The 21,161-nt window shown below is 42.4% G+C and carries 24 protein-coding genes; 20 read left to right on the top strand and 4 right to left on the bottom strand.

What is annotated here, in order from left to right; all coding sequences use genetic code 11:
- Positions 1 to 144: 144 nt before the first annotated feature.
- Together clpB and QZZ35_RS03560 are read left to right on the top strand one after the other, a co-directional pair.
- Entirely contained in the window at positions 145 to 2,733 is a 2,589-nt protein-coding gene (gene clpB, locus QZZ35_RS03565) for an ATP-dependent chaperone ClpB (RefSeq protein WP_291236190.1), read from the top strand.
- A gap of 109 nt (positions 2,734 to 2,842) precedes the next feature.
- On the top strand, positions 2,843 to 3,523 hold the full coding sequence (locus QZZ35_RS03560; RefSeq protein ID WP_291236189.1) for a winged helix family transcriptional regulator: 681 nt from the start codon (positions 2,843 to 2,845) through the stop codon (positions 3,521 to 3,523).
- A gap of 71 nt (positions 3,524 to 3,594) precedes the next feature.
- Here the strand turns inward: QZZ35_RS03560 and QZZ35_RS03555 are convergent, their stop codons facing one another.
- The 3 genes from QZZ35_RS03555 to QZZ35_RS03545 all read right to left on the bottom strand — a co-directional run bounded on the left by QZZ35_RS03555 (position 3,595) and on the right by QZZ35_RS03545 (position 5,045).
- A complete protein-coding gene (locus QZZ35_RS03555) occupies positions 3,595 to 4,212 on the bottom strand; it encodes an NUDIX hydrolase (protein WP_291236188.1) in 618 nt (205 codons plus the stop codon).
- A gap of 25 nt (positions 4,213 to 4,237) precedes the next feature.
- Positions 4,238 to 4,684 (bottom strand): GatB/YqeY domain-containing protein, encoded by a 447-nt coding sequence (locus QZZ35_RS03550; RefSeq protein WP_291236187.1) that lies wholly within the window; start codon positions 4,682 to 4,684, stop codon positions 4,238 to 4,240.
- 76 nt (positions 4,685 to 4,760) lie between these two features.
- A complete protein-coding gene (locus QZZ35_RS03545; RefSeq protein WP_291233861.1) occupies positions 4,761 to 5,045 on the bottom strand; it encodes a helix-turn-helix domain-containing protein in 285 nt (94 codons plus the stop codon).
- 331 nt (positions 5,046 to 5,376) lie between these two features.
- Here QZZ35_RS03545 and QZZ35_RS03540 point away from each other — a divergent pair, with 331 nt between their 5' ends.
- The 16 genes from QZZ35_RS03540 to QZZ35_RS03465 all read left to right on the top strand — a co-directional run bounded on the left by QZZ35_RS03540 (position 5,377) and on the right by QZZ35_RS03465 (position 18,879).
- Positions 5,377 to 5,916 carry an RNA polymerase sigma factor gene (locus QZZ35_RS03540; protein ID WP_291236186.1) on the top strand — a complete coding sequence of 180 codons (540 nt, stop codon included), beginning with the start codon at positions 5,377 to 5,379 and terminating at the stop codon, positions 5,914 to 5,916.
- A gap of 50 nt (positions 5,917 to 5,966) precedes the next feature.
- Positions 5,967 to 6,686, top strand: a complete 720-nt coding sequence (locus tag QZZ35_RS03535) for an N-acetylmuramoyl-L-alanine amidase (protein ID WP_291236185.1) — start codon at positions 5,967 to 5,969, stop codon at positions 6,684 to 6,686.
- A 72-nt stretch (positions 6,687 to 6,758) separates the two neighbouring features.
- Positions 6,759 to 7,820: an L-threonylcarbamoyladenylate synthase gene (locus QZZ35_RS03530; RefSeq protein WP_291236184.1), complete on the top strand. Its 1,062-nt coding sequence runs from the start codon at positions 6,759 to 6,761 to the stop codon at positions 7,818 to 7,820.
- 25 nt (positions 7,821 to 7,845) lie between these two features.
- Positions 7,846 to 8,331 carry a deoxycytidylate deaminase gene (locus QZZ35_RS03525; protein WP_291233857.1) on the top strand — a complete coding sequence of 162 codons (486 nt, stop codon included), beginning with the start codon at positions 7,846 to 7,848 and terminating at the stop codon, positions 8,329 to 8,331.
- Between the two features lie 170 nt (positions 8,332 to 8,501).
- Entirely contained in the window at positions 8,502 to 8,813 is a 312-nt protein-coding gene (locus tag QZZ35_RS03520) for a hypothetical protein (protein ID WP_291236183.1), read from the top strand.
- A 36-nt stretch (positions 8,814 to 8,849) separates the two neighbouring features.
- Positions 8,850 to 10,874 carry a V-type ATP synthase subunit I gene (locus tag QZZ35_RS03515; RefSeq protein ID WP_291236182.1) on the top strand — a complete coding sequence of 675 codons (2,025 nt, stop codon included), beginning with the start codon at positions 8,850 to 8,852 and terminating at the stop codon, positions 10,872 to 10,874.
- Positions 10,871 to 11,344 (top strand): V-type ATP synthase subunit K, encoded by a 474-nt coding sequence (locus QZZ35_RS03510; RefSeq protein WP_291233854.1) that lies wholly within the window; start codon positions 10,871 to 10,873, stop codon positions 11,342 to 11,344. The genes QZZ35_RS03515 and QZZ35_RS03510 overlap by 4 nt, the downstream gene beginning before the upstream one ends.
- A gap of 42 nt (positions 11,345 to 11,386) precedes the next feature.
- Complete coding sequence (locus tag QZZ35_RS03505; protein ID WP_291233853.1) at positions 11,387 to 11,980, top strand: V-type ATP synthase subunit E; 594 nt, start codon at positions 11,387 to 11,389, stop codon at positions 11,978 to 11,980.
- A gap of 29 nt (positions 11,981 to 12,009) precedes the next feature.
- Positions 12,010 to 12,978 (top strand): V-type ATPase subunit, encoded by a 969-nt coding sequence (locus QZZ35_RS03500; RefSeq protein WP_291236181.1) that lies wholly within the window; start codon positions 12,010 to 12,012, stop codon positions 12,976 to 12,978.
- Positions 12,971 to 13,294, top strand: a complete 324-nt coding sequence (locus QZZ35_RS03495) for a V-type ATP synthase subunit F (protein ID WP_291233851.1) — start codon at positions 12,971 to 12,973, stop codon at positions 13,292 to 13,294. Before QZZ35_RS03500 ends, QZZ35_RS03495 begins: the two co-directional genes overlap by 8 nt.
- A 20-nt stretch (positions 13,295 to 13,314) precedes the next feature.
- Positions 13,315 to 15,081 (top strand): V-type ATP synthase subunit A, encoded by a 1,767-nt coding sequence (locus tag QZZ35_RS03490; RefSeq protein WP_291236180.1) that lies wholly within the window; start codon positions 13,315 to 13,317, stop codon positions 15,079 to 15,081.
- Entirely contained in the window at positions 15,082 to 16,455 is a 1,374-nt protein-coding gene (locus tag QZZ35_RS03485) for a V-type ATP synthase subunit B (RefSeq protein WP_291236179.1), read from the top strand. It abuts the gene before it with no gap.
- 27 nt (positions 16,456 to 16,482) lie between these two features.
- Positions 16,483 to 17,172, top strand: a complete 690-nt coding sequence (locus QZZ35_RS03480) for a V-type ATP synthase subunit D (RefSeq protein WP_291236178.1) — start codon at positions 16,483 to 16,485, stop codon at positions 17,170 to 17,172.
- Positions 17,173 to 17,290: 118 nt separating this feature from the next.
- The gene (locus QZZ35_RS03475; protein WP_291236177.1) at positions 17,291 to 17,695 is read left to right on the top strand and encodes an ACT domain-containing protein; all 405 of its coding nucleotides are present in this window, start codon (positions 17,291 to 17,293) and stop codon (positions 17,693 to 17,695) included.
- 12 nt (positions 17,696 to 17,707) lie between these two features.
- The gene (locus tag QZZ35_RS03470; protein ID WP_291236191.1) at positions 17,708 to 18,628 is read left to right on the top strand and encodes a nucleotidyltransferase family protein; all 921 of its coding nucleotides are present in this window, start codon (positions 17,708 to 17,710) and stop codon (positions 18,626 to 18,628) included.
- Positions 18,629 to 18,651: 23 nt separating this feature from the next.
- Positions 18,652 to 18,879 carry a hypothetical protein gene (locus QZZ35_RS03465; protein ID WP_291233846.1) on the top strand — a complete coding sequence of 76 codons (228 nt, stop codon included), beginning with the start codon at positions 18,652 to 18,654 and terminating at the stop codon, positions 18,877 to 18,879.
- 56 nt (positions 18,880 to 18,935) lie between these two features.
- Here the strand turns inward: QZZ35_RS03465 and QZZ35_RS03460 are convergent, their stop codons facing one another.
- Positions 18,936 to 19,550, bottom strand: coding sequence for a superoxide dismutase (locus tag QZZ35_RS03460; RefSeq protein ID WP_291236176.1), 615 nt, complete (start codon positions 19,548 to 19,550; stop codon positions 18,936 to 18,938).
- Between the two features lie 201 nt (positions 19,551 to 19,751).
- Between QZZ35_RS03460 and moaA the strand changes: the two genes are divergently transcribed.
- The gene (moaA, locus tag QZZ35_RS03455) at positions 19,752 to 20,723 is read left to right on the top strand and encodes a GTP 3',8-cyclase MoaA (RefSeq protein ID WP_291236175.1); all 972 of its coding nucleotides are present in this window, start codon (positions 19,752 to 19,754) and stop codon (positions 20,721 to 20,723) included.
- A gap of 5 nt (positions 20,724 to 20,728) precedes the next feature.
- A partial coding sequence (locus QZZ35_RS03450; RefSeq protein WP_291236174.1) for an MOSC domain-containing protein occupies positions 20,729 to 21,161 on the top strand: 433 nt, incomplete at its 3' end.

Raw genomic sequence — 21,161 nt, 5'->3', positions numbered from 1 at the left:
ATCATAGTTTTATCAAAATTATACCGCGCTATAAAAGAAAATGCAAATTTTTTAAAAAAATGTTGACAAAATATATGACTGCTGTTATATTACAAGTATAACAAACATAACAATAAACAAGTACCTGAAAAGGAGGTATGTTTTATGGATTTTAATAAATACACACAGAAATCTCTGGAAGCTGTACAGTCCTGTCAGAGCCTGGCGATCGAGTACGGCAATCAGGAGATTGATCAGATTCATTTGCTTTATGCCCTTTTGAACAAAGAGGATAGTCTTATCGTTAAATTGATGGATAAGATGAATATAAATTCTGCCGGATTTGTATATCAGACGGAGAAGATTCTGGCAGGCAAGGTCAAGGTACAGGGCGGCCAGCAGTATATGAGTCAGGACCTGAGCCGGACATTTACACAGGCGGAGAAAGAGTCAAAGCAGATGGGGGACGAATATGTTTCCGTTGAGCATTTGTTCCTGGCTTTACTTGAAACCGCGAATAAGGAACTCCGGGCATTATTCAAAAATTTTGAGGTTACAAGAGACAGATTCCTGAAAGCCTTGATGGAAGTTCGCGGGAATCAGCGTGTAACAAGTGATAATCCGGAGGATACGTATGACAGCTTGAGTAAGTATGGTGAGAATCTGGTGGAGAAAGCCAGAAAGCAGAAGCTGGATCCGGTAATCGGCAGGGACAGTGAGATTCGTAATATTATTCGTATTCTTTCCCGTAAGACGAAGAATAATCCGGTGCTGATCGGTGAACCGGGTGTCGGTAAAACAGCGGTTATTGAAGGACTTGCACAGCGTATTGTGCGCGGTGATGTTCCGGATGGCCTGAAAGATAAGCAGATTTTTTCTCTGGACATGGGAGCACTTGTTGCAGGTGCCAAGTACAGAGGTGAATTTGAAGAACGTCTGAAGGCAGTTCTGGAAGAAGTACGCAAGAGCGAAGGCAAGATTATTCTTTTTGTTGATGAGCTCCATCTCATTGTTGGTGCAGGTAAGACAGATGGTGCCATGGATGCGGGCAATATGCTTAAACCGATGCTGGCCCGTGGTGAACTGCATTGTATCGGTGCAACAACTCTGGATGAATATCGACAGTATATCGAGAAGGATAAAGCTTTGGAGAGACGTTTCCAGCCGGTTATGGTGGATGAACCGACAGTTGAAGACACCATATCGATTCTCAGAGGATTGAAGGAGCGGTACGAAGTCTTTCATGGTGTTAAGATTACAGATGGATCACTCGTAGCGGCAGCGGTTCTTTCGAATCGTTACATTTCTGATCGTTTTCTTCCGGATAAAGCAATCGACCTTGTGGATGAGGCCTGTGCTCTGATTAAGACAGAACTGGATTCCATGCCTGCAGAGCTTGATGAGGTTTCAAGAAAGATTATGCAGCTTGAGATTGAAGAGGCAGCTTTGAAGCGAGAAGATGATCATCTGAGCAGGGAGCGTCTTGAAGCAATTCAGAAAGAAATTGCTCAGCTTCGTGAAGATTTTCAGATTGCCAAGGCAAAGTGGGAATCAGATAAGAAGGATGTCGATCAGGTTCGTATTTTGAGGGAGCAGATTGAAAGTGTCAATAAAGAGATTGAAAAGGCCCAGAGAGAATATGATCTGAATCGGGCCGCCGAACTTCAGTATGGAAAACTTCCTGAACTTAAGCGTCAGCTGGAGGAACAGGAGCAGAAGATCCATGGTTCGGAGGATTCTCTCGTGCGTGAGCAGGTAACGGAAGATGAGATCGGTCGTATCGTATCACGATGGACAGGAATTCCGGTGGCGAAACTTACAGAGAGTGAACGACAGAAGACATTAAACCTGGATAAAGAGCTTCACAAGAGAGTTATCGGACAGGATGAAGGTATTAATAAAGTGACAGAAGCGATTATTCGTTCCAGAGCCGGCATTAAGGATGAGACAAAACCGATTGGTTCCTTTATGTTCCTCGGACCAACAGGTGTCGGTAAGACGGAGCTTGCCAAGGCACTTGCGGAAAGCCTGTTTGATGATGAAACGAATATTGTTCGAATCGATATGAGCGAATATATGGAGAAGTTCTCAGTGTCCCGACTCATCGGAGCACCTCCGGGATATGTGGGTTATGAAGAAGGCGGTCAGCTGACGGAAGCTGTTCGGAGAAAACCATATTCAGTTGTACTTTTTGATGAGATTGAAAAGGCCCATCCGGATGTATTTAATGTACTTCTTCAGGTTCTGGATGATGGACGAATTACAGATTCCCAGGGTCGGACGGTAGACTTTAAAAATACGATTCTGATCATGACATCGAATATTGGCTCGGAGTATCTTCTGAATGGTATCAATGCTCAGGGTGATATTGAGGAGGCGGCAGAAAAGCAGGTTATGAATGAACTGCGTGCCCACTTCCGTCCGGAATTTTTAAATCGTCTGGATGAAATTATTATGTTTAAGCCGTTGAGCAAGGAAGATATTCACAGTATTATCGATATTTTGATGAAGAATCTGAATAAGCGTCTTGTTAACAGGGAGATCAGCATTGAACTTGATCCGTCTGCCAGAGATTATATTATTGAGAATGGCTATGATCCGGTTTATGGTGCGCGTCCTCTGAAGCGTTTCCTGCAGAAACATGTAGAGACGCTTGCGGGTCGGCTGATCTTGGGAGACGAGGTACTTCCGGGAGATGTTATACAGATTCATTGTGACGGCAGTAAGCTTACGGCCGGAATTAAGAGAGATTAAAAAAAGCAGGTACCGCGTGTACCTGCTTTTTTCAAAGGGTAAAAGCTTTCTTTTTGATTTTTTGTATGTTATAATTCTAGCAAGTCTATGCAAAGGGATTGATGGTATTATGTCGACTATTTTGTTAGCAGAACAGTCGATATCAGCACATATGCAGCTGGAGGCCCGTCTTGAGGCTTTGGGACACAGGATTTTTTCGGTGAAGAAAACGGATATGCCGGATTTTGTGAAGATGCATCCTTTTGATATCATTATCTGGAATCTTTCAGAATGGTATGATGCGGATGCGGATATTCTTCAACAGGTACGCTGGTTTTCAGATGCCCCGCTCCTGTGCATCTGGAAGGGAGAGGATTCATCCTATCCGGAGGCACTTTTGAGAGATAGTTTCTGTGTATTCTTTGAGGTTCCGAAAGAAGAAGGGATGCTGGAGGAAACTTTAAAGGAATATCTGAGGGCTGCATACCTGAGAACGCATAATATGCGATTGTGCCAATATAAAAACCTTAGGATGAACATTGGTCTTGCGAAGGAAGCAGAAATTTATGAAATGAGATTGGATCTGACGATAAAAGAGCATATGATACTCAGTCTTTTAATGCGTCATCGGGAGTGCATTTATACAAAGTCAGTGTTGTATGAGGCCGTTTGGCGGCAGCCTTATACAGGCGATGATAATGCAGTCAAGATGCATATCAGTAATCTGAGAAGCAAATTAAAAAAGGCGGATCCTGAGGAAACGTATATTGAGACTGTACGGGGGCTGGGATATCGACTGTGCAAAGATTAAAATGAAAAGAAGAGAGGATTATCCGAAGATTACAGGATAACCTCTCTTCTTTTTAATTTTGATGATAAAAACTATTGCGGATCCGGAGCCTGAGAATCAATATATGGTTTGACGATTGTCAGGAATTCATCTTTGCGAGGCCACCACCATTCGTCAGCAACAGAGTTTTTAATATAGTCTCCCTGAGGCGTGTAAAGCGAAATGTGACCTTCCGGACATGAAACCCATTTACAGAATTCATCATATTTTACTTTGAAGAGCATCTCTATACCATGAATATCAAAATCCGGTATCGGCAGCTTGATTTTTTTAACATAGACCTGGCAGAAAGCGTTATCATGATAGTTATCATGATCAATAACCTGACGAATGTTTCCGGCATGTTTGAGAAATTCCGGAAGCAGTTTTAAACCAAGACGTTCCATCGTTAATGTGACTACAGCGTGGGAAAAAGTTTCTTCCGGATCAATATGTCCGCTTACAGGAAGATCATAAAGTCCGGGGAAAATATCTATATTTTTCGAGCGTTGTATAAAATAAAGCCATCTGCCATCGGACTCATCACCGTACATCCACAGATGGATGACCTGATGAAGCAGTCCTTTTTCATGTACAACAGACCACTTTTCGGTTCCGATCAGATTGAACATGTCATCGTATATTTTAACAATATCATCCTTATTATGCATTTTGTACTCCTTTATGTCGATCGTGTTATTGAAAAAGTTCCGAAACAAGTTGATTAACAACTTTTCCGTCGGATTTGCCTTTGACAAGGGGCATAAGTTCTTTCATGATTTTTCCTTTGTCTTTAGCTGTTGGGGCAGTAAGTCCAAGTCGATCAAGAACTTGCTGAAGCGTTGCTTTGATTTCTTCATTTGTCATGAACTTTGGTGCAAATTCTTCATATACGTGAATGCGGAATTGACACTGTTCGATGATATCGGTGCGATCCGCCGGGGCAGAGTCAAGAGTTTCTTTTAATTGTTTGATTTCTTTCAAAACAATCTCATTTTCTTCTGCTTCGGTCAGGTCGCTGCGCTTGTCGATGGCTTTGTTTTTCAAGGAACCGAGAAGCATGGAGAGCGCATCTTTGCGTTCTTTATCTTTTGCCTTCATGGCGGCAACCATTTCACTGCGAATCTGTTCGATTTTACTCATTAAAAATCCTCCCATCCTATTTATCATGTTACAAGTTTATTATAACACTTTCATGCTTTTTTGGAAGGGAGGAAATCTATTCTTTTTTCAATTCTGATATAAGTTCAGTCACTAATTTCAGCTGCCGGTCGGACAGACCATCAATATTTAATGTGCGGTCATGTTCCAGGCCAAGCAGATAATCTGTACTGCAGCAGAAAATATCGGACAGTTTGATAAGCATATCGACGGATGGAAAACGTTCGGATTTTTCATATGAACTGATTAGACTGGTGGAAACATGGGCACGTTTAGCTAACTGACTTTGATTCCAGTAAAATTTTAATCGAAGTTCTCGTAGACGGTTTGCAAAGGCGGACATGAATGACTCCTTTTTAAGAAAAAATATGTTTAAATAATTTACACAATAAGTGTAACCATGAAAATAAAACTATAGGTAGAAATTAATTATACTATTAGTGTAAAATGATAATATATTTGGGAAAAGAGAAGTGGCTATGGAAAAGAATAAAAAAAATCTTGGGAAAAAAGAATTTGAATTTTCAAAATCCTATGAAGAGCGAAAAAAGAAACTTTTAGAATATTTTTTTGGGAACAAAAAGAAGGGAAAGTAATGAAATTTGCCCGGTGTCAAAAAGTCGTGCTATACTATATGAATGAAAAATGAACAGATGATAGAGAGAATTGAATAAATGGCAGCGAATGAGAACGATTCAAATAAAATGAGACGTCATCAGCAGGAGTTCATTGAGGGGCTGATTGAGGAAATGGAACAACCGGTTGCCGGAATGTTGTATAAAATGACAAGGGATGTTATGTTAATTGAGGATGTAATGGTTGCTACGTGGACAGTGGCATGTCAAAAAATCACGCAGTTATCCAAACATGAAAATCCTCAGGGATGGATCATGAGAACAGCAAAACTTCAGATGCTTCAGGCTTTAGAGGAGAATAATAAATGTGGCGTGGCGGATGCGTATGAACTGGAAGTGTTGAATAAGGTTGGCAGTTATCTGGAAAGTGGAAATGTCAGAGAAGAAGAACTGAAAGAGACTTTAAAGGAACATTTGAAGGAAGATGAAAGTAAGGCTATAATTTTAAGGTTTTTCTACGAACTTTCTTATACGGAGATGGCAGATTATTTACATTGCAGTGAAATTGCCGTGCGAAAAAGAGTCAGTCGGGCTCTTTCTAAATTAAGGAAGGCAGGACCGAATATATGGCATGATTAACACGGGCAGGGCATATAGTATAGCAATAATCAGCGTTTTAGGATAGGATTATGAAACGAATAATTGCAGCAGGTGTGCTTATGGCTTTTTTAAGTCTGTCCGTTATGTTTTACAGCCGTACATATTCCCGGGTGTCAGCTGCGCTTTCTCAGGTGTCAGATGATACAGAACGCGTAAAAATTGTCATTGATCCGGGACATGGAGGCAACGACCCGGGGGGAATTGGAGTATCCGGTGTTTTGGAAAAAGATGTGAATCTTTCTGTGGCTCTGTTTTTGAGAAAAAATTTCGAGGCACAGGGATTTGAAGTGGTTATGACCCGTGATATAGATAAAGGACTTTATAGTGAAACGGCAAAAAATAAAAAGAAGGAAGATCTGGCAAAAAGAATTGAAATTATCAAAGAGGCGCATCCGGATTTTGTGTTGTGCATACACCAGAATATTTTTACAGATTCAAAGTACAGCGGAGCACAGGTTTTTTACTATAAGGAGTCTGAAGAAGGTGCACGTCTGGCCGCCTGTCTGCAGAATCAGCTTATCACCGGCCTGGATCCGGAGAATACGCGGGTCCCGAAATCGAATATGAATTACTATATGCTGAAAAATTCACCGGTACCGATTGTTATTGTTGAATGCGGGTTTCTGACAAATGTAGCGGAAGAACAAAAACTGGGAACACAAGCCTATCAGAGAGATCTGGCATGGAATATTTATCTTGGAACAATGCAGTATCTTAATGGGGCAGGAAAAATAGCTCAGGCAGAGTGAAAGAATCTGTGAAAAGTCTGGAAAAAAGGAAATACAAAGATTATAATAAAAGAAAAAATGGAGATGGAACTTATGAAAACCATTGTATATAAAATAGGAGATACAGAGGCGTCTGTGTGGCTCTCTGAAGCAGAAAAAATTTTGAAAGAAGGTGGATTGGTAGCTATACCGACGGAGACGGTTTATGGTCTTGCGGCGAATGCTTTAGATGAAGGGGCTGCGGCCAGAATTTATGAGGCTAAGGGAAGACCTTCAGATAATCCGCTTATTGTGCATATAGCGGATATGGATATGATCGGTGAACTTGTGTCCCAACTTCCGGACACAGCACTGAGACTGGCAGAACGTTTCTGGCCGGGACCGCTGACAATGATTTTACCGAAAAGTGAAAAAGTGCCTTATGGTACAACAGGAGGTTTGGATACAGTAGCCATACGGATGCCATCCCATCCGGCGGCACGAAAACTGATTCATGAGACGCGTATTCCTCTGGCAGCACCGAGTGCTAATACTTCGGGAAGACCAAGTCCGACGCGGGCCGAACATGTCTTTGATGATCTAAACGGAAAGATTGAGATGATACTGGATGACGGACCGGTTGGTATTGGTATTGAGTCTACGATCATAGATCTGAGCGGAGAAACACCGATGCTGCTGAGACCGGGATATATTACCAGAGAGATGTTGTCAGAGGTTATCGGAAGTGTGGAGGTGGATCCGGCCATTCTTGAAGTTAACAAAGATAAAGATTTTCGTCCAAAGGCACCGGGTATGAAATATAAACATTATGCACCGAAGGGCAGCCTTCTTCTTGTTTCGGGAGATGCGGATAAGGTGGTAGAAAAAATATGCCTGTTATCTGATGAGAAGCGAAAAGAAGGATTTAAAGTCGGAATAATAGCGACAGATGAGACAAAAGATCTGTACAGATGCGATTCGGACTGCATTGTTATGAGCATCGGTACTCGGAGCGATGAAGATACGATATCGCATAATCTTTTTGATATCCTCAGAAGAATGGATAAAGCGGAGGCGGATTATATTTATTCGGAAAGTTTCGGCGAAGGCGTTCGAGGAGATGCAATCATGAACCGGCTTTTAAAAGCGGCCGGATATCAGCAGATATTTGTGTAATAAAAAACAGAAGGAGAAGTATAGAATGGGTGGAAAGAGAGAAGACTATATTACCTGGGATGAATACTTTATGGCGGTTGCCCGTCTGGCAGGGCTTCGGTCAAAAGATCCGAACAGCCAGGTAGGATCATGTATTGTGAGTACAGATAATAAGATATTGTCAATGGGGTATAACGGACTGCCGATAGGCTGTTCGGATGATGAGTATCCATGGGATAGGGAGGGAGATCCGCTGGATACAAAATATGTTTATGTGACCCACAGTGAGTTGAATGCTATCCTTAATTATCGGGGTGGTAATCTGGAGGGAGCAAAAATTTACGTGTCCTTGTTTCCGTGTAACGAATGTGCGAAAGCGATTATTCAAAGTGGTATAAAAGAGATTATTTATGGTGAAGATAAATATCCGGATACACCTGCCGTAATTGCATCGAAACGCATGCTAAATTCCGCCGGTGTAATCTATCGACAATATGAACCATCGGGAAAGAAGATTGAATTTGATATTTAAATAACGAGAACTGTCTCGCAATTCTGAAAAAACATCAGAATACTGGGGCGGTTCTTTTTTTAAAACGCAAATTTTTTGAAAATTCTTGTTGAACTTGAAAATTACCTGTGATATAATCGAAAACATAGCTGATAACAGCAAATGTTTTTGAATTAAATAAAGGCGGTGATATGGTGCTGGAAAACATTTTGGAAAAAGTAAAAGAGTCAGAAATTATGGCTTCATCTATTGAAAAAGATGCGGAAGTTCAAAGTGCAGCGATTCTGGATGAGGCGCGAAGGCAGGCCGACAAGATGAAAGAAGATAGGGCTCAGAATTTAAAGTTAAGAAGTCAGGACATGATGTCAAAGTTGGAGAAAGAAGGAGAAGAGCAGTTAAAGGCAGCTGAGAAAGCTGCATCAGAAGAGGTTTTGACGCTTAAACAACAGGTTGAACCTAAGAAAAAAGAGGCGGTAAAGGCCGTTATATCGCTGTTGATTTAGAAGCAGTTCAAAAAATATTGAAGGAGGGATGAGAGTATGTCAGTATTGCAGATGCAGAGGATCAATCTCTGTGCGCTCAAAAAGAACAGGAAAGCGATCTTGGAACGTCTGCAGGAGACAGGCGCTGTAGAAGTGGATATCCGTCTTGAGGATGACAGCGGTTATGTGTGTGAAGATGTCACATCTTTGCGTATGACCTTTGAAAAGAATGTTCGGACAGCTGACAGGGCATTGGAAGTACTGCAGCAGTATGTGCCTGAAAAAAAGGGAATGCTGGATTCTCTGGCAGGCAAACCTTTAGTTGATAAGGATTCTTTCGAAAAAGTGGTTTCTTGCAAAGAAAGTTATCTTCAGAAGGCAGAAACGGTGATCGAACTGGATAAGCAGATTATGGCTCAGCGGGCGAATATTCAGAGACTTCAGAATCAGATAGAATCGATGATTCCGTGGCAGGGACTTAGTGTACCTCTGAATTATAGCGGAACACGGAAAACATCTGTTTTTATCGGAACACTTCCGGGAGTGAGGAGCCTTGAATCGGTTTATGGGATTTTTGCAAAGGATGATTCGGATACAGAGGCTGTTGATGCAGAAATTGTTTTTCAGGACAAAGATTTCACATATCTGGCGGTCATTTGTCTGAAGAAAGATGCGCAGAAGGTAGAAGAGGCGCTTCGAACGGCAGGTTTTGCAAGGCCGGCTCAGATGTCGGATAAGATGCCGGGAGAATGTTCGGAAGATTTTCGCCAGGAGATCGAGATTTCCAAGAGCGAGATTGAACGTCTGCAAAAAGAGATTGAGCAGTTGGCTCCTGAACGTCAGAATTTCAAATGGCTTTCAGATTATTTTCGGATGCGGGCAGATAAGTATGAAGTTCTCGGAAAACTGCCTCAGACGAAGAATACTTTTGTGCTGAGCGGTTATATTCCGGCAGTGGACGGACAGAAGATTAAGGATGAGCTTTCCCAAAAATATGAAGCCGTTGTTGAACTGGAAGATATTCAAGAGGAAGAAGAGGCCCCGGTATTATTAAAAAATAATCATTTTGCTCAGGCAGGTGAGGGCGTTCTGGCATCCTTCGGATTGCCTGCAAAGGGTGAGATCGATCCGACATGCATTATGACAGTTTTTTATGTCTTTTTATTCGGACTCATGTTGTCTGATGCGGCATATGGACTTATAGTGGCTCTGGCGTGTGGTTTTCTTTTGAAAAAGTATCCGCGTATGGAAGAGAATATGAGAAAATCGATTCGGTTATTTTTCTTCTGTGGTCTTTCAACATTGTTCTGGGGCATTATGTTCGGCGGATATTTTGGCGATGCGGTCAATGTTATTTCAAGGACCTTCTTTGGACATGAAGTGTCGATACCGGCCCTTTGGTTTGTTCCGCTGAATGAGCCGATGCGTATGCTTTTGTGGTCGGTTATATTCGGATTGATCCATATGTATACAGGTCTTGCAATCAAGGCATATATGTGTATTCGTGATCACAGATATGCAGACGCTTTGTGTGATGTGGGATTTTGGTTTCTGCTGCTGACAGGACTTGTGCTTATGCTTATACCAAGCAGTATTTTTGCTTCCATGTTTCAGATCGAAGTTGTTTTTCCGGAAGTTGTGAATACACTGAGTAAAGCTATGGCGGTCATCGGAGCTGTCGGAATTGTTCTTATGTCGGGAAGAGCTAAAAAGAATAAATGGGGATTAAGAATTGCGTTGGGAGCATATGATCTGTATAACATTACAGGATGGCTCAGTGATGCATTATCCTATTCCAGATTATTGGCACTCGGCCTTGCCACCGGAGTTATTGCTTCTGTATTTAACCAGATGGGAAGTATGCTGGGCGGCGGTATTGTCGGAGCTGTTATTTTTATTATTGTTTTTTTAATTGGGCACACTTTTAATCTGGCAATTAATCTGCTCGGAGCTTATGTGCACACTTGCCGTCTCCAGTATGTGGAGTTTTTCGGTAAGTTTTACGAAGGCGGCGGAAAGGCATTTCATCCGTTCCGTTCGAATACAAAATATGTAGATATTAAGGAGGAAACAAGAGCATGAGTGAATTATTAACAAATGGAACAGTATGGGCATTGCTTGGAGTAGCACTTGCGGTAAGTTTATCCGGCTGCGGTTCTGCATACGGTGTTGGTATAGCAGGTCAGGCAGCAGCGGGAGTTGTAACAGAGGATCCGGGAAAATTTGCAAAGGTTCTTATTATGCAGCTTTTACCAGGTACACAGGGTATTTATGGATTACTTGTAGCATTTGTAACTTTATCAAGAATAGGCATATTGGGCGGTACACAGCCGGATGTGGTTACAGGGCTTTTGACACTGGCTGCATGTCTTCCGATTGCGATCGTTGGTCTTGTGTCCGGTATCCATCAGGGAAAAACATCTGCTGCAGCTATCGGCATCGTAGCAAAGAAACCGGATCAGTTTGCAAAAGCAATGTTGTTTCCGGCTATGGTAGAAACATATGCAATTCTTGCGTTACTTATTTCCATTATTGCAATTTTCTCAATCTAACGGATCGAGGGATGATTTGAGAGAGAGGAAAGGAGCGCAGGGATGGCAGGAATAGAGAAGATTACAGATCAGATTATTGAAGAGGCGAAACTCTCTGCTGCCAGCAAAGTGGAAAATGCCCGTAAAGAGGCGGAAGAGATTCTGGAGAATGCCAGACAGGAATGTCTTAAGATGGAAGCAGAGGCTTCTGAGAAAGAAGAGAACCTGAAAAAAACGCATGAAAGCCGGGTGAAATCTTCAGCAGATCAGCAGAGAAAAAGAGCATTACTTCAGGCCAAACAGGAGATTATCAAAGAGGTTATAGATGAAGCCTATCGTGAGCTTAAATCACAGGACAGTAACAGTTATTTTCAGACAATAGAAAAACTGGTAAAAACATATGCATTACCTGAATCCGGAGAAATTTATTTTTCAAAAAAGGATCTTTCAAGGATGCCTCAAAATTTTTCAGAAAAGATTGAGAAGGCGGCAAAAGAAAGCGGCGGCACTCTGAAACTTATGAAAGAAGCCAGACAGATTGAAGATGGATTTATTCTTGTTTATGGTGGTATTGAAGAAAACTGTACATTCAGAGCATTGCTGGATGCAAAGAAGGATCAGCTTCAGGATCAGGTGAATCGGATTTTATTTATGTGAGAGCAGATTCGCCATGAAGGAGGGTTATAATGTCTAAAACACAATATACCTATGCGGTTGCGCGAATTCGTGCTTTGGAAGTTTCTCTGTTTTCAGCATCAGTGATTGAGCAGCTGCTCGCCTGCAGAGATTATGACAGTTGTCTGAGATTTTTGCAGGAGAAAGGATGGGGCGGTGATGCGGCACCGGATGCAGACAGGATTCTGGCAAGAGAGGAACAAAAGATCTGGGAGACTGTGCGAGAGATGCACGTTGATCTGTCTGTTTTCAATGTATTATATTATCCGAACTGGTTTCACAATCTGAAAGCGGCAGTCAAAGCTGTGTGTACAGGCAGAGAGAATGGAAACATATTCTATAAAGAGACACCTGTTTCCGGCGACGAGATGATGCGTATCATTAAGGAACGAGACTACAGAGCCTTGCCGGTGAATATGCAGAAGGCAGCGGAGGAAGCTGTGGAGACATTGCTTCATTCCGGCGACGGACAGTTATGTGATATTATTATTGACCGTGCATGCATGGAGGCTATAAGAGAAGCCGGACGTCTGGCAGAGGATTCTGTTATTAAAGATTATGCAGAGGAAACGGTGGCTATTACGAATATAAAGATTGGAATCCGGGCAGCCAGAACGGCAAAGTCATTGGAATTCATGAAGCGAGCCATGACACCGTGTGAAAGAATTAATGTGGATCGTCTGGCACAGGCTGCACTTAGCGGTGAAGATACATTTATAGAGTATTTGAGCGGAAACGGATACAGTGAAGCTGCAGAGGCACTGAAGGAGTCTCTTTCGGCCTTTGAGCGATGGTGCGATAACCGTATTATAGAAATAATTAAACCGCAGAAGATGAATCCATTTTCTGTGGGACCGCTGGTGGCTTATGTCATCGCGAGGGAAAATGAAATTAAGACAGTAAGAATCATTCTGACATGCAGACAGAATGGGCTGTCGACAGAAGCTATTCGGGAAAGGATAAGGGAGATGTATGTATAAGATTGCAGTAATGGGTGCATATGACAGCATATATGGTTTTGCGGCACTGGGTCTGGATACATTTCCGGTATCTGATGCCAAAGAAGGCGAGAATATTTTGAGGTCACTGGCTTCCGAAGGATATGCGGTGATCTATATTACAGAAGCTTTAGCTGCCGGACTGGCACATGAAATAAAGAAATATCAGGAGCAGGTCATCCCGGTCATCATTCAGATACCCGGTGTATCTGATAATACCGGCGCAGGTGTTGCGGGCGTGAAGAAATCGGTTGAACAGGCCGTTGGCTCAGATATTATTTTCGGTGGTAATGATTAGAAAGTGGGTGAATCTGTTCAATGAGTAAAGGTGTAATAAAGAAAGTTGCAGGACCACTGGTCATCGCTGAAGGTATGCGGGATGCTAATATGTTTGACGTCGTACGCGTAAGCCGTCAGCGACTGATCGGTGAGATTATTGAGATGCATGGGGACGAAGCTTCAATTCAGGTATATGAGGAGACATCCGGTCTTGGACCGGGAGAACCGGTAGAATCAACAGAGATGCCGTTGTCTGTAGAATTGGGACCGGGATTGATCGCCAGTATGTATGATGGTATTCAGCGTCCTCTTGACGATATTATGGAAATATGTGGAAGTAATTTAAAACGCGGTGTGGAAGTTACTTCATTAAAACGGCATTTGAAATGGGAATTTGTACCGACAGCCAAAGCGGGAGACGAAGTTGAGGCGGGCGATATCATTGGTACAGTTCAGGAAACGGCTGTTGTAGAACACCGGATCATGATCCCTTATGGAATCAAGGGTGTATTAAAAGAAATCCGTGAAGGAAGTTTTTCTGTAGATGAGGTTGTGGCAGTTGTCACAACGGACAAAGGTGACAGGGATATCACATTGATGCAGAGATGGCCGGTAAGAAAGGGCCGTCCGTATAAAAAGAAACTCCCGCCGTCAATGCCGTTGATCACCGGACAGCGTGTCGTTGATACATTTTTCCCAATCGCCAAAGGCGGGGTAGCTGCAGTTCCGGGACCGTTTGGAAGCGGTAAGACAGTCATTCAGCATCAGCTTGCAAAATGGGCAGAAGCGGATATTGTTGTTTACATTGGCTGTGGTGAACGAGGCAATGAGATGACGGACGTTTTGAATGAGTTCCCTGAATTAAAGGATCCAAAAACAGGAAAATCTCTGATGGAGAGAACTGTGCTGATTGCCAATACGTCCGATATGCCGGTAGCAGCCCGTGAAGCTTCTATTTATACCGGTATCACGATTGCAGAATATTTCCGTGATATGGGATATTCGGTTGCGTTGATGGCAGATTCAACATCTCGTTGGGCGGAAGCACTTCGAGAAATGTCCGGACGTCTCGAAGAGATGCCGGGTGAAGAAGGTTATCCGGCCTATTTGGGATCGCGTCTGGCTCAGTTTTATGAACGTGCAGGTCATGTAATTAATCTTGGTAAGGATGGCAGAGAAGGTGCTCTCTCAGTTATCGGCGCTGTATCACCTCCGGGTGGAGATATTTCCGAACCGGTATCTCAGGCAACACTTCGTATTGTAAAAGTGTTCTGGGGACTGGATTCAGCTCTGGCCTATAAACGTCATTTCCCGGCAATTAACTGGCTGACAAGTTATTCTCTTTATCTGGATAATATTTCCGGATGGTTTGATAAGAATGTATCGGAAGAATGGATGATAGATCGTCAGAAGATGATGCGTCTCCTTCAGGAAGAGGCTGAACTGAATGAAATCGTACAGATGGTTGGTATGGATGCACTTTCAGCACCGGACCGTTTAAAGATGGAAGCAGCCAGATCTATTCGTGAAGACTTCCTTCATCAGAACTCTTTCCATGATGTGGATACTTATACGTCACTTAAAAAGCAGCTTTTGATGATGAAGCTTGTTCTTGCTTACTATGAACAGTCGATGGAAGCACTGAAAGGCGGAGCGGATGTTCAGGGCTTGATTAAAATGCCTGTCAGAGAACAGATTGGTCGTTATAAATATGTCGTAGAAGCCAAACTGGATGAAGAGTACGAACATATTATGGAAACTTTAAATACTCAGATCGAAGAAGTAAGCGGAAGGGAGGACTTCTAAATGCCAAAAGAATATCGTACGATACAGGAAGTAGCCGGACCTTTGATGCTTGTTCAGGGAGTAGAAGGTGTCACTTACGATGAATTGGGAGAAATTGAACTGGCCAGCGGTGAGGTTCGCCGTTGCAAGGTATTGGAAGTAAATGGAACAGATGCGCTTGTACAGCTTTTTGAAAGCTCTACGGGTATCAATCTTTCGAACAGTAAAGTTCGTTTTCTTGGAAGAAGTATGGAGCTTGCAGTATCGGAAGACATGCTCGGACGTGTATTTGACGGTATGGGACGTCCGATGGATGATGGTCCGGAGATTTTACCGGATCAGAGAATGGATATTAATGGTCTTCCGATGAATCCGGTAGCCAGAGCATATCCAAATGAATTTATTCAGACGGGTGTGTCTGCAATTGACGGCCTGAATACGCTGGTACGTGGTCAGAAGCTTCCGATTTTCTCAGCTTCCGGTCTTCCTCATGCCCAGCTTGCGGCTCAGCTTGCAAGACAGGCAAAGGTTCGCGGAAAAGATGAAAAATTTGCCGTTGTATTTGCGGCAATGGGGATAACTTTTGAAGAATCCAATTATTTTGTGGATAGTTTCAAGGAAACCGGTGCGATCGACCGTACAGTTTTGTTTGTTAATCTTGCCAATGACCCTGCCGTTGAACGTATTGCTACACCGCGTATGGCCCTGACAGCAGCAGAATATCTGGCATTTGAAAAAGATATGCATGTGCTTGTTATTCTCACCGATATTACAAACTATGCGGATGCACTTCGTGAAATTTCAGCAGCCAGAAAGGAAGTTCCGGGACGCCGCGGTTATCCGGGGTATATGTATACGGACTTAGCCAGCATGTATGAACGTGCAGGACGTCAAAGAGGCAAAGAAGGTTCAATTACCATGATTCCGATTCTGACGATGCCTGAAGATGATAAGACCCATCCGATCCCGGACTTGACCGGATATATTACAGAGGGACAGATCATCCTGAGCCGTGAATTGTTCAGAAAAGGTGTGAATCCGCCAATCGATGTTCTTCCGTCCTTGTCTCGTTTAAAGGATAAAGGTATTGGCGAAGGAAAAACCCGTGCAGATCATTCGAATACGATGAATCAGTTGTTTGCCGCATATGCACGCGGAAAAGATGCGAAAGAATTGATGACGATTCTTGGAGAGGCAGCCCTGTCGGATATCGACCTCATCTATGCGAAATTTGCAGAAGAATTTGAAAAGGAATATGTATCTCAGGGATTTTCCACAGATCGTGATATCGAAGAGACGTTAAATATCGGATGGAAATTGTTATCTATCCTTCCTAGAAGTGAACTGAAACGTATTGATGATGTTTATCTGGATAAGTATTACGGAAAATTTTAGGACCGTGTCAGGAAGAGGTGATGAAAGGTGGCATCTTCACAGGTAAATCCAACCCGAATGGAGTTGAGCCGTCAGAAGAAAAAACTGCTCACAGCGACAAAAGGTCACAAGCTTCTGAAAGATAAGCGGGATGAACTGATGCGCCAGTTCCTTGAACTGGTTCGTGTCAATATGGACCTTCGCCTGAAGGTTGAGGCGGGGATACAGTCAGCTAATCAAAATTTTGTTATTGCGAAAGCCAGCATGTCGGAAGAGATACTTCATACAGCATTGATGGCACCGAAACAGAATGTGTATCTTGATGTTGAGAAGAAGAATGTTATGAGTGTCGATATTCCGGTACTGAATTATAAGACGCGTACATCGGATGAAAATGATATCTATTCCTATGGTTTTGCTTATACTTCCTGTGACCTGGATGATGCGGTCAAATCTTTGGCGGATATTCTTCCGGATATGCTTAAACTGGCTGAAACGGAAAAAGCCTGTCAGCTTATGGCTGCGGAAATTGAAAAGACCCGTCGGCGCGTAAATGCACTTGAGCATGTGATCATACCTCAGGCTCAGGCAAATATTAAATATATTACCATGAAGCTTGATGAGAATGAACGTTCTACCCAGATTCGTCTGATGAAAGTAAAAGATATGATGCTTGAAGAAGCACATCATTATAAGCAAAAACAGGCTCAGGCACTTTTGGACGCTGAGGCAGAATAAAATAAGAGGATGTATAGACTTAAAAGAGGATATACATCCTTCTTTTGCATTATAAAAGTTGACATTAGAATTAAAAAGGGCTAGAATAGAAAGAACAATTAGGCGCAGGAGGATGACGATGCTTAAACAGGTTTCAGTATATGCAGAAAATAAAAAAGGGACGATGCAGAAGATTACAGGCATTTTGCTTGATGAGAATATCAATATCCTTGGTTCTGTAACTAATGACAGCGCAGAGTACGGTATTATTCGTATGGTGGTATCTGATCCGAAGAAAGCAGTAGAGGCATTGGAGAAGGCCGGGTATCTGTGTCGGATGACAGATGTTCTTGGTGTAGAAGTGGAAGATGAGGTAGGGAATCTTCATAAACTGCTTCAGGCACTGGATGAAAGTAATATTGACGTGGATTATATTTATTTATCTTTTAATCGGGATTCGGGAAAACCGATCATGGTAATTCATACAGAAGATGTGATGGAAGTTGAGATGTGTATCGCATCGAAAGGTTTTTCCCTTTTATAGGAGGAGTTTATGATGAAGAATACAACACTTGTCATTATGGCAGCCGGTATCGGCAGCCGTTTTGGCGGAGGAATTAAGCAGTTGGAACCGATGGGGCCAAACGGTGAGATTATTATGGATTATTCCATTTATGATGCAAAAGAGGCAGGATTTAATAAAGTCGTATGTATCATTCGTAAAGATATCGAAGAAGATTTTCGCGAGATTATCGGGAAGAGAATTGAGAAAGTCATTGATGTGGAATACGTATTTCAGTCTCTGGACGATCTTCCTGAAGGCTTTAAGGCACCTGCCGAACGCAAGAAACCATGGGGAACAGGTCAGGCAGTTCTTTGCTGTAAAGGTGTTGTCAATGAACCTTTCGCAGTGATCAATGCAGATGATTACTATGGAAAAGAGGCCTTTAAAAAAGTGCATGACTATCTTGTCGGAGAAGGAACATCGGACAAGAAGTATGATATGTGCATGGCAGGATTTATTTTGAAGAACACATTAAGTGAAAACGGCGGTGTAACCCGCGGTGTATGTGTTGTAGATGAGAATGATTATCTTGCAAAAGTCGTGGAGACCGGCGGTCTTTGCATGACAGAAGATGGTAAGATTGCACATGAAGATAATGGAACAGATATGGAGATTACACCGGAACAGCACGTTTCCATGAATATGTGGGGATTTACACCGGACTTTTTAGATGAACTTGAAGTTGGATTTAAGGAATTTCTTCAGGAGATCCCGGAGGGAGAAGTTAAAAGAGAATATCTTCTTCCATCCATTGTTGATCAGTTGATTCAGTCTGGTGATGCCTCTGTTAAGGTGCTTGAGACAAAAGATAAATGGTTTGGTGTAACTTATAAAGAAGATAAAGAAAGTGTTGTTTTATCCTTTAAGAAGTTGATTGCAGATGGCGTGTATCCGGAGAATCTTTGGGGATAAACTAAAGAAAGGTTGTGGATTGAATGAATCCTTCAGCGATTATGAAGCTGATGAATGCAAAGAATAAGTTTGTATCAGGCCATCCGAAGTTTAGTGCTTTTTTAAAAGATATTTTTTCCAGAGGGCTGCCTGTAGGAACGATCATCGAGATTACAGTCACCTATCCGGGACAAGAACCGATTACTGCGAATATGCGGGTGAATCAGGAAGATCTTGATCTGCTTCAGGGACTTTCGGATTTAACAAAATAAGAAGAAAGACAGAAGGCATTTGAATTCGGGTTCAAATGCCTTTTCCATAAATTTCTTTAACAATATTTTTTTGCTTTCTGGAAGACCTCCTGCCAGTTAATCAGATGGAACCAGTTTGTAACATAATCTTTTCGAAGATTTTTGTATTTCAGGTAATAGGCGTGTTCCCACACATCTACGCAGAGAAGAGGGATGTTGCCGTTGGAGATGGGATTATTTTGATTTGGAGTATTTAGTATTTCAAGCTGGTGATCAGGATTGATGACCAGCCATGCATAACCGGAACCGAACTGGGATAAAGCGTGATCACTCATACTTTTAACAAAATTTTCATAGGAACCAAAAGCTTTTTGCAGATAAGGTTCCATCGGGTTTTCGTTGACCGGGGTATGCATGGTTTCAAAGAAGAGATGATGGTTGTAAACGCCGCCGGCATTATTCATAACAGGCTGGCGCAGTTCTTCCGGGAGCTCATCCAGGCGTGTCAGCAGTTCTTCAAGGGTCCAGCTCTGGTATAAAGGCTGATCTTTTAACAGTGTATTCAGGTTATCAACATAGGTTTTTAAATGTTTGTCGTGGTGATAGTGGAGTGTTTCGACATCCATATAGGGTTCCAGAGCATCGTAATCGTAAGGTAAAGGCATTAAATCAAAAGGGTACGTCTGCTTCATACAATGAATCCTCCTGTTTTTGATATGATGTCAGAGTAAAATAGATTGACTCCAACATCATTAATATATGTATATATATGGAAAGTATACATCCAGGGAGATTCTTGATTTTTTCGGAGGATTTGGTGTAACAGGAATATAACGTCTTAGGATGGGAAACTTAAGATTTTTATTGGATTTTTATAAATGGGACTTAGGGGTATGAAAGATAATTTTGGGAGAAATATAGATTATATGCGGGTTTCGATAACGGATCGATGTAATCTCAGATGCCGTTATTGTATGCCGGAGGGAGCCAGATGGGTTCCTATGAGTGAGATACTCACATATGAACAGATTATTGAAATCTGTACGGAAGCGGCTGCATTGGGGATTCGTAAGCTTAAAGTTACGGGAGGAGAACCTCTTGTGCGGCGGGGATGTCCGGAATTGATTCGCCGTTTGAAGGAGATTCCGGGAATACAGCAGGTGACGATGACAACAAATGGCGTTCTGCTGTCTCAGTACATGGATGAATTATTAAGAAACGGTCTGGACGGAGTGAATATCAGTCTGGATACGTTGGACAGGGAACGTTATGCCTGGATAACCGGCAGTGACAGTCTGGATGAAGTGCTTGATTCTATTATGAGAGCTTTGAAGTCTGGGATTAAGGTGAAGATTAACAGCGTTCTGTTTGGCGATGAAGCTTCGGATGAATGGAAATCGCTTGTGCTGATGGCAAAAGAACGAAATATTGATGTGCGTTTTATTGAACTGATGCCTATCGGATATGGTAAAACATTTGAACCGATATCGAATAGCCGGTTGATGACGATGATACGACAACTCTATCCGGGAATAGAGACAGACGAATCGGTTCATGGAAACGGTCCGGCGGTCTATTACAAAATACCGGGTTTCAAAGGAAGCATCGGTTTTATAAGTCCGATCCACGGAAAGTTTTGTCATCAGTGTAATCGGCTTCGTCTTACGTCTAAGGGAATACTGAAACCTTGTCTTTGTTATGGTGAAGGGATTGACCTGAAATCTGTTTTCGAGAGAAAGGGCGAGAAAAAAGACGATATAAGGCGTGCAATACGGCAGGGAATTGAGATGAAGCCGGAAGGACATTGTTTTGAGAAAAAAGAAAGTATTACAGAAAATAAAAATATGATTCAGATCGGGGGATAAATATTATGGGGAAGATTAAAGCTATTTGTATAAGTGAAAAACGGGGAACACGCAAGAAAGTGGTAGAAAAGGCAAAATTAGTCGAAAACTGGGGAATAGAAACAGATGCCCATGGAGGGACATGGCATCGCCAGGTAAGCCTTCTCGGATGGGAAGATATTGAAGCTTTTAAAGCCCGGGGAGCTAAAGTGGACTTTGGAGACTTTGGAGAAAATCTGGTTGTAGAGGGACTTGATCTTCAGAATATTCTGGTTGGCAGTCGTTTTCACATCGGAGAGGCCCTGCTTGAGTTGACTCAGATTGGAAAAGCGTGTCATACCCATTGTGAAATTTATAAGTCCATGGGCGAGTGTATTATGCCAAAGGCAGGTGTTTTTGCGCGCGTTCTTAAGGGCGGATGGATTCATCCGGGAGACGAGATCATACTTGAACCGCTCA

Source organism: Frisingicoccus sp. (genome assembly GCA_016298055.1).
GTDB lineage: Bacteria > Bacillota > Clostridia > Lachnospirales > Lachnospiraceae > Frisingicoccus.
This window is presented reverse-complemented; position numbering and strand designations above follow the sequence as displayed.

Excerpts from the sequence above, each read along its gene's own strand:
- QZZ35_RS03545 (WP_291233861.1), bottom strand. The coding sequence starts at position 5,045 with ATGTCCGCCTTTGCAAACCGTCTACGAGAACTTCGATTAAAATTTTAC.
- QZZ35_RS03510 (WP_291233854.1), top strand. The coding sequence starts at position 10,871 with ATGAGTGAATTATTAACAAATGGAACAGTATGGGCATTGCTTGGAGTA.
- QZZ35_RS03550 (WP_291236187.1), bottom strand. The coding sequence starts at position 4,684 with ATGAGTAAAATCGAACAGATTCGCAGTGAAATGGTTGCCGCCATGAAG.
- QZZ35_RS03535 (WP_291236185.1), top strand. The coding sequence starts at position 5,967 with ATGAAACGAATAATTGCAGCAGGTGTGCTTATGGCTTTTTTAAGTCTG.
- QZZ35_RS03505 (WP_291233853.1), top strand. The coding sequence starts at position 11,387 with ATGGCAGGAATAGAGAAGATTACAGATCAGATTATTGAAGAGGCGAAA.
- QZZ35_RS03525 (WP_291233857.1), top strand. The coding sequence starts at position 7,846 with ATGGGTGGAAAGAGAGAAGACTATATTACCTGGGATGAATACTTTATG.
- QZZ35_RS03560 (WP_291236189.1), top strand. The coding sequence starts at position 2,843 with ATGTCGACTATTTTGTTAGCAGAACAGTCGATATCAGCACATATGCAG.
- QZZ35_RS03500 (WP_291236181.1), top strand. The coding sequence starts at position 12,010 with ATGTCTAAAACACAATATACCTATGCGGTTGCGCGAATTCGTGCTTTG.
- QZZ35_RS03485 (WP_291236179.1), top strand. The coding sequence starts at position 15,082 with ATGCCAAAAGAATATCGTACGATACAGGAAGTAGCCGGACCTTTGATG.
- QZZ35_RS03530 (WP_291236184.1), top strand. The coding sequence starts at position 6,759 with ATGAAAACCATTGTATATAAAATAGGAGATACAGAGGCGTCTGTGTGG.
- QZZ35_RS03460 (WP_291236176.1), bottom strand. The coding sequence starts at position 19,550 with ATGAAGCAGACGTACCCTTTTGATTTAATGCCTTTACCTTACGATTAC.
- QZZ35_RS03470 (WP_291236191.1), top strand. The coding sequence starts at position 17,708 with ATGAAGAATACAACACTTGTCATTATGGCAGCCGGTATCGGCAGCCGT.
- QZZ35_RS03515 (WP_291236182.1), top strand. The coding sequence starts at position 8,850 with ATGTCAGTATTGCAGATGCAGAGGATCAATCTCTGTGCGCTCAAAAAG.
- clpB (WP_291236190.1), top strand. The coding sequence starts at position 145 with ATGGATTTTAATAAATACACACAGAAATCTCTGGAAGCTGTACAGTCC.
- QZZ35_RS03520 (WP_291236183.1), top strand. The coding sequence starts at position 8,502 with ATGGTGCTGGAAAACATTTTGGAAAAAGTAAAAGAGTCAGAAATTATG.
- QZZ35_RS03475 (WP_291236177.1), top strand. The coding sequence starts at position 17,291 with ATGCTTAAACAGGTTTCAGTATATGCAGAAAATAAAAAAGGGACGATG.
- QZZ35_RS03465 (WP_291233846.1), top strand. The coding sequence starts at position 18,652 with ATGAATCCTTCAGCGATTATGAAGCTGATGAATGCAAAGAATAAGTTT.
- QZZ35_RS03555 (WP_291236188.1), bottom strand. The coding sequence starts at position 4,212 with ATGCATAATAAGGATGATATTGTTAAAATATACGATGACATGTTCAAT.
- moaA (WP_291236175.1), top strand. The coding sequence starts at position 19,752 with ATGAAAGATAATTTTGGGAGAAATATAGATTATATGCGGGTTTCGATA.
- QZZ35_RS03540 (WP_291236186.1), top strand. The coding sequence starts at position 5,377 with ATGGCAGCGAATGAGAACGATTCAAATAAAATGAGACGTCATCAGCAG.
- QZZ35_RS03490 (WP_291236180.1), top strand. The coding sequence starts at position 13,315 with ATGAGTAAAGGTGTAATAAAGAAAGTTGCAGGACCACTGGTCATCGCT.
- QZZ35_RS03495 (WP_291233851.1), top strand. The coding sequence starts at position 12,971 with ATGTATAAGATTGCAGTAATGGGTGCATATGACAGCATATATGGTTTT.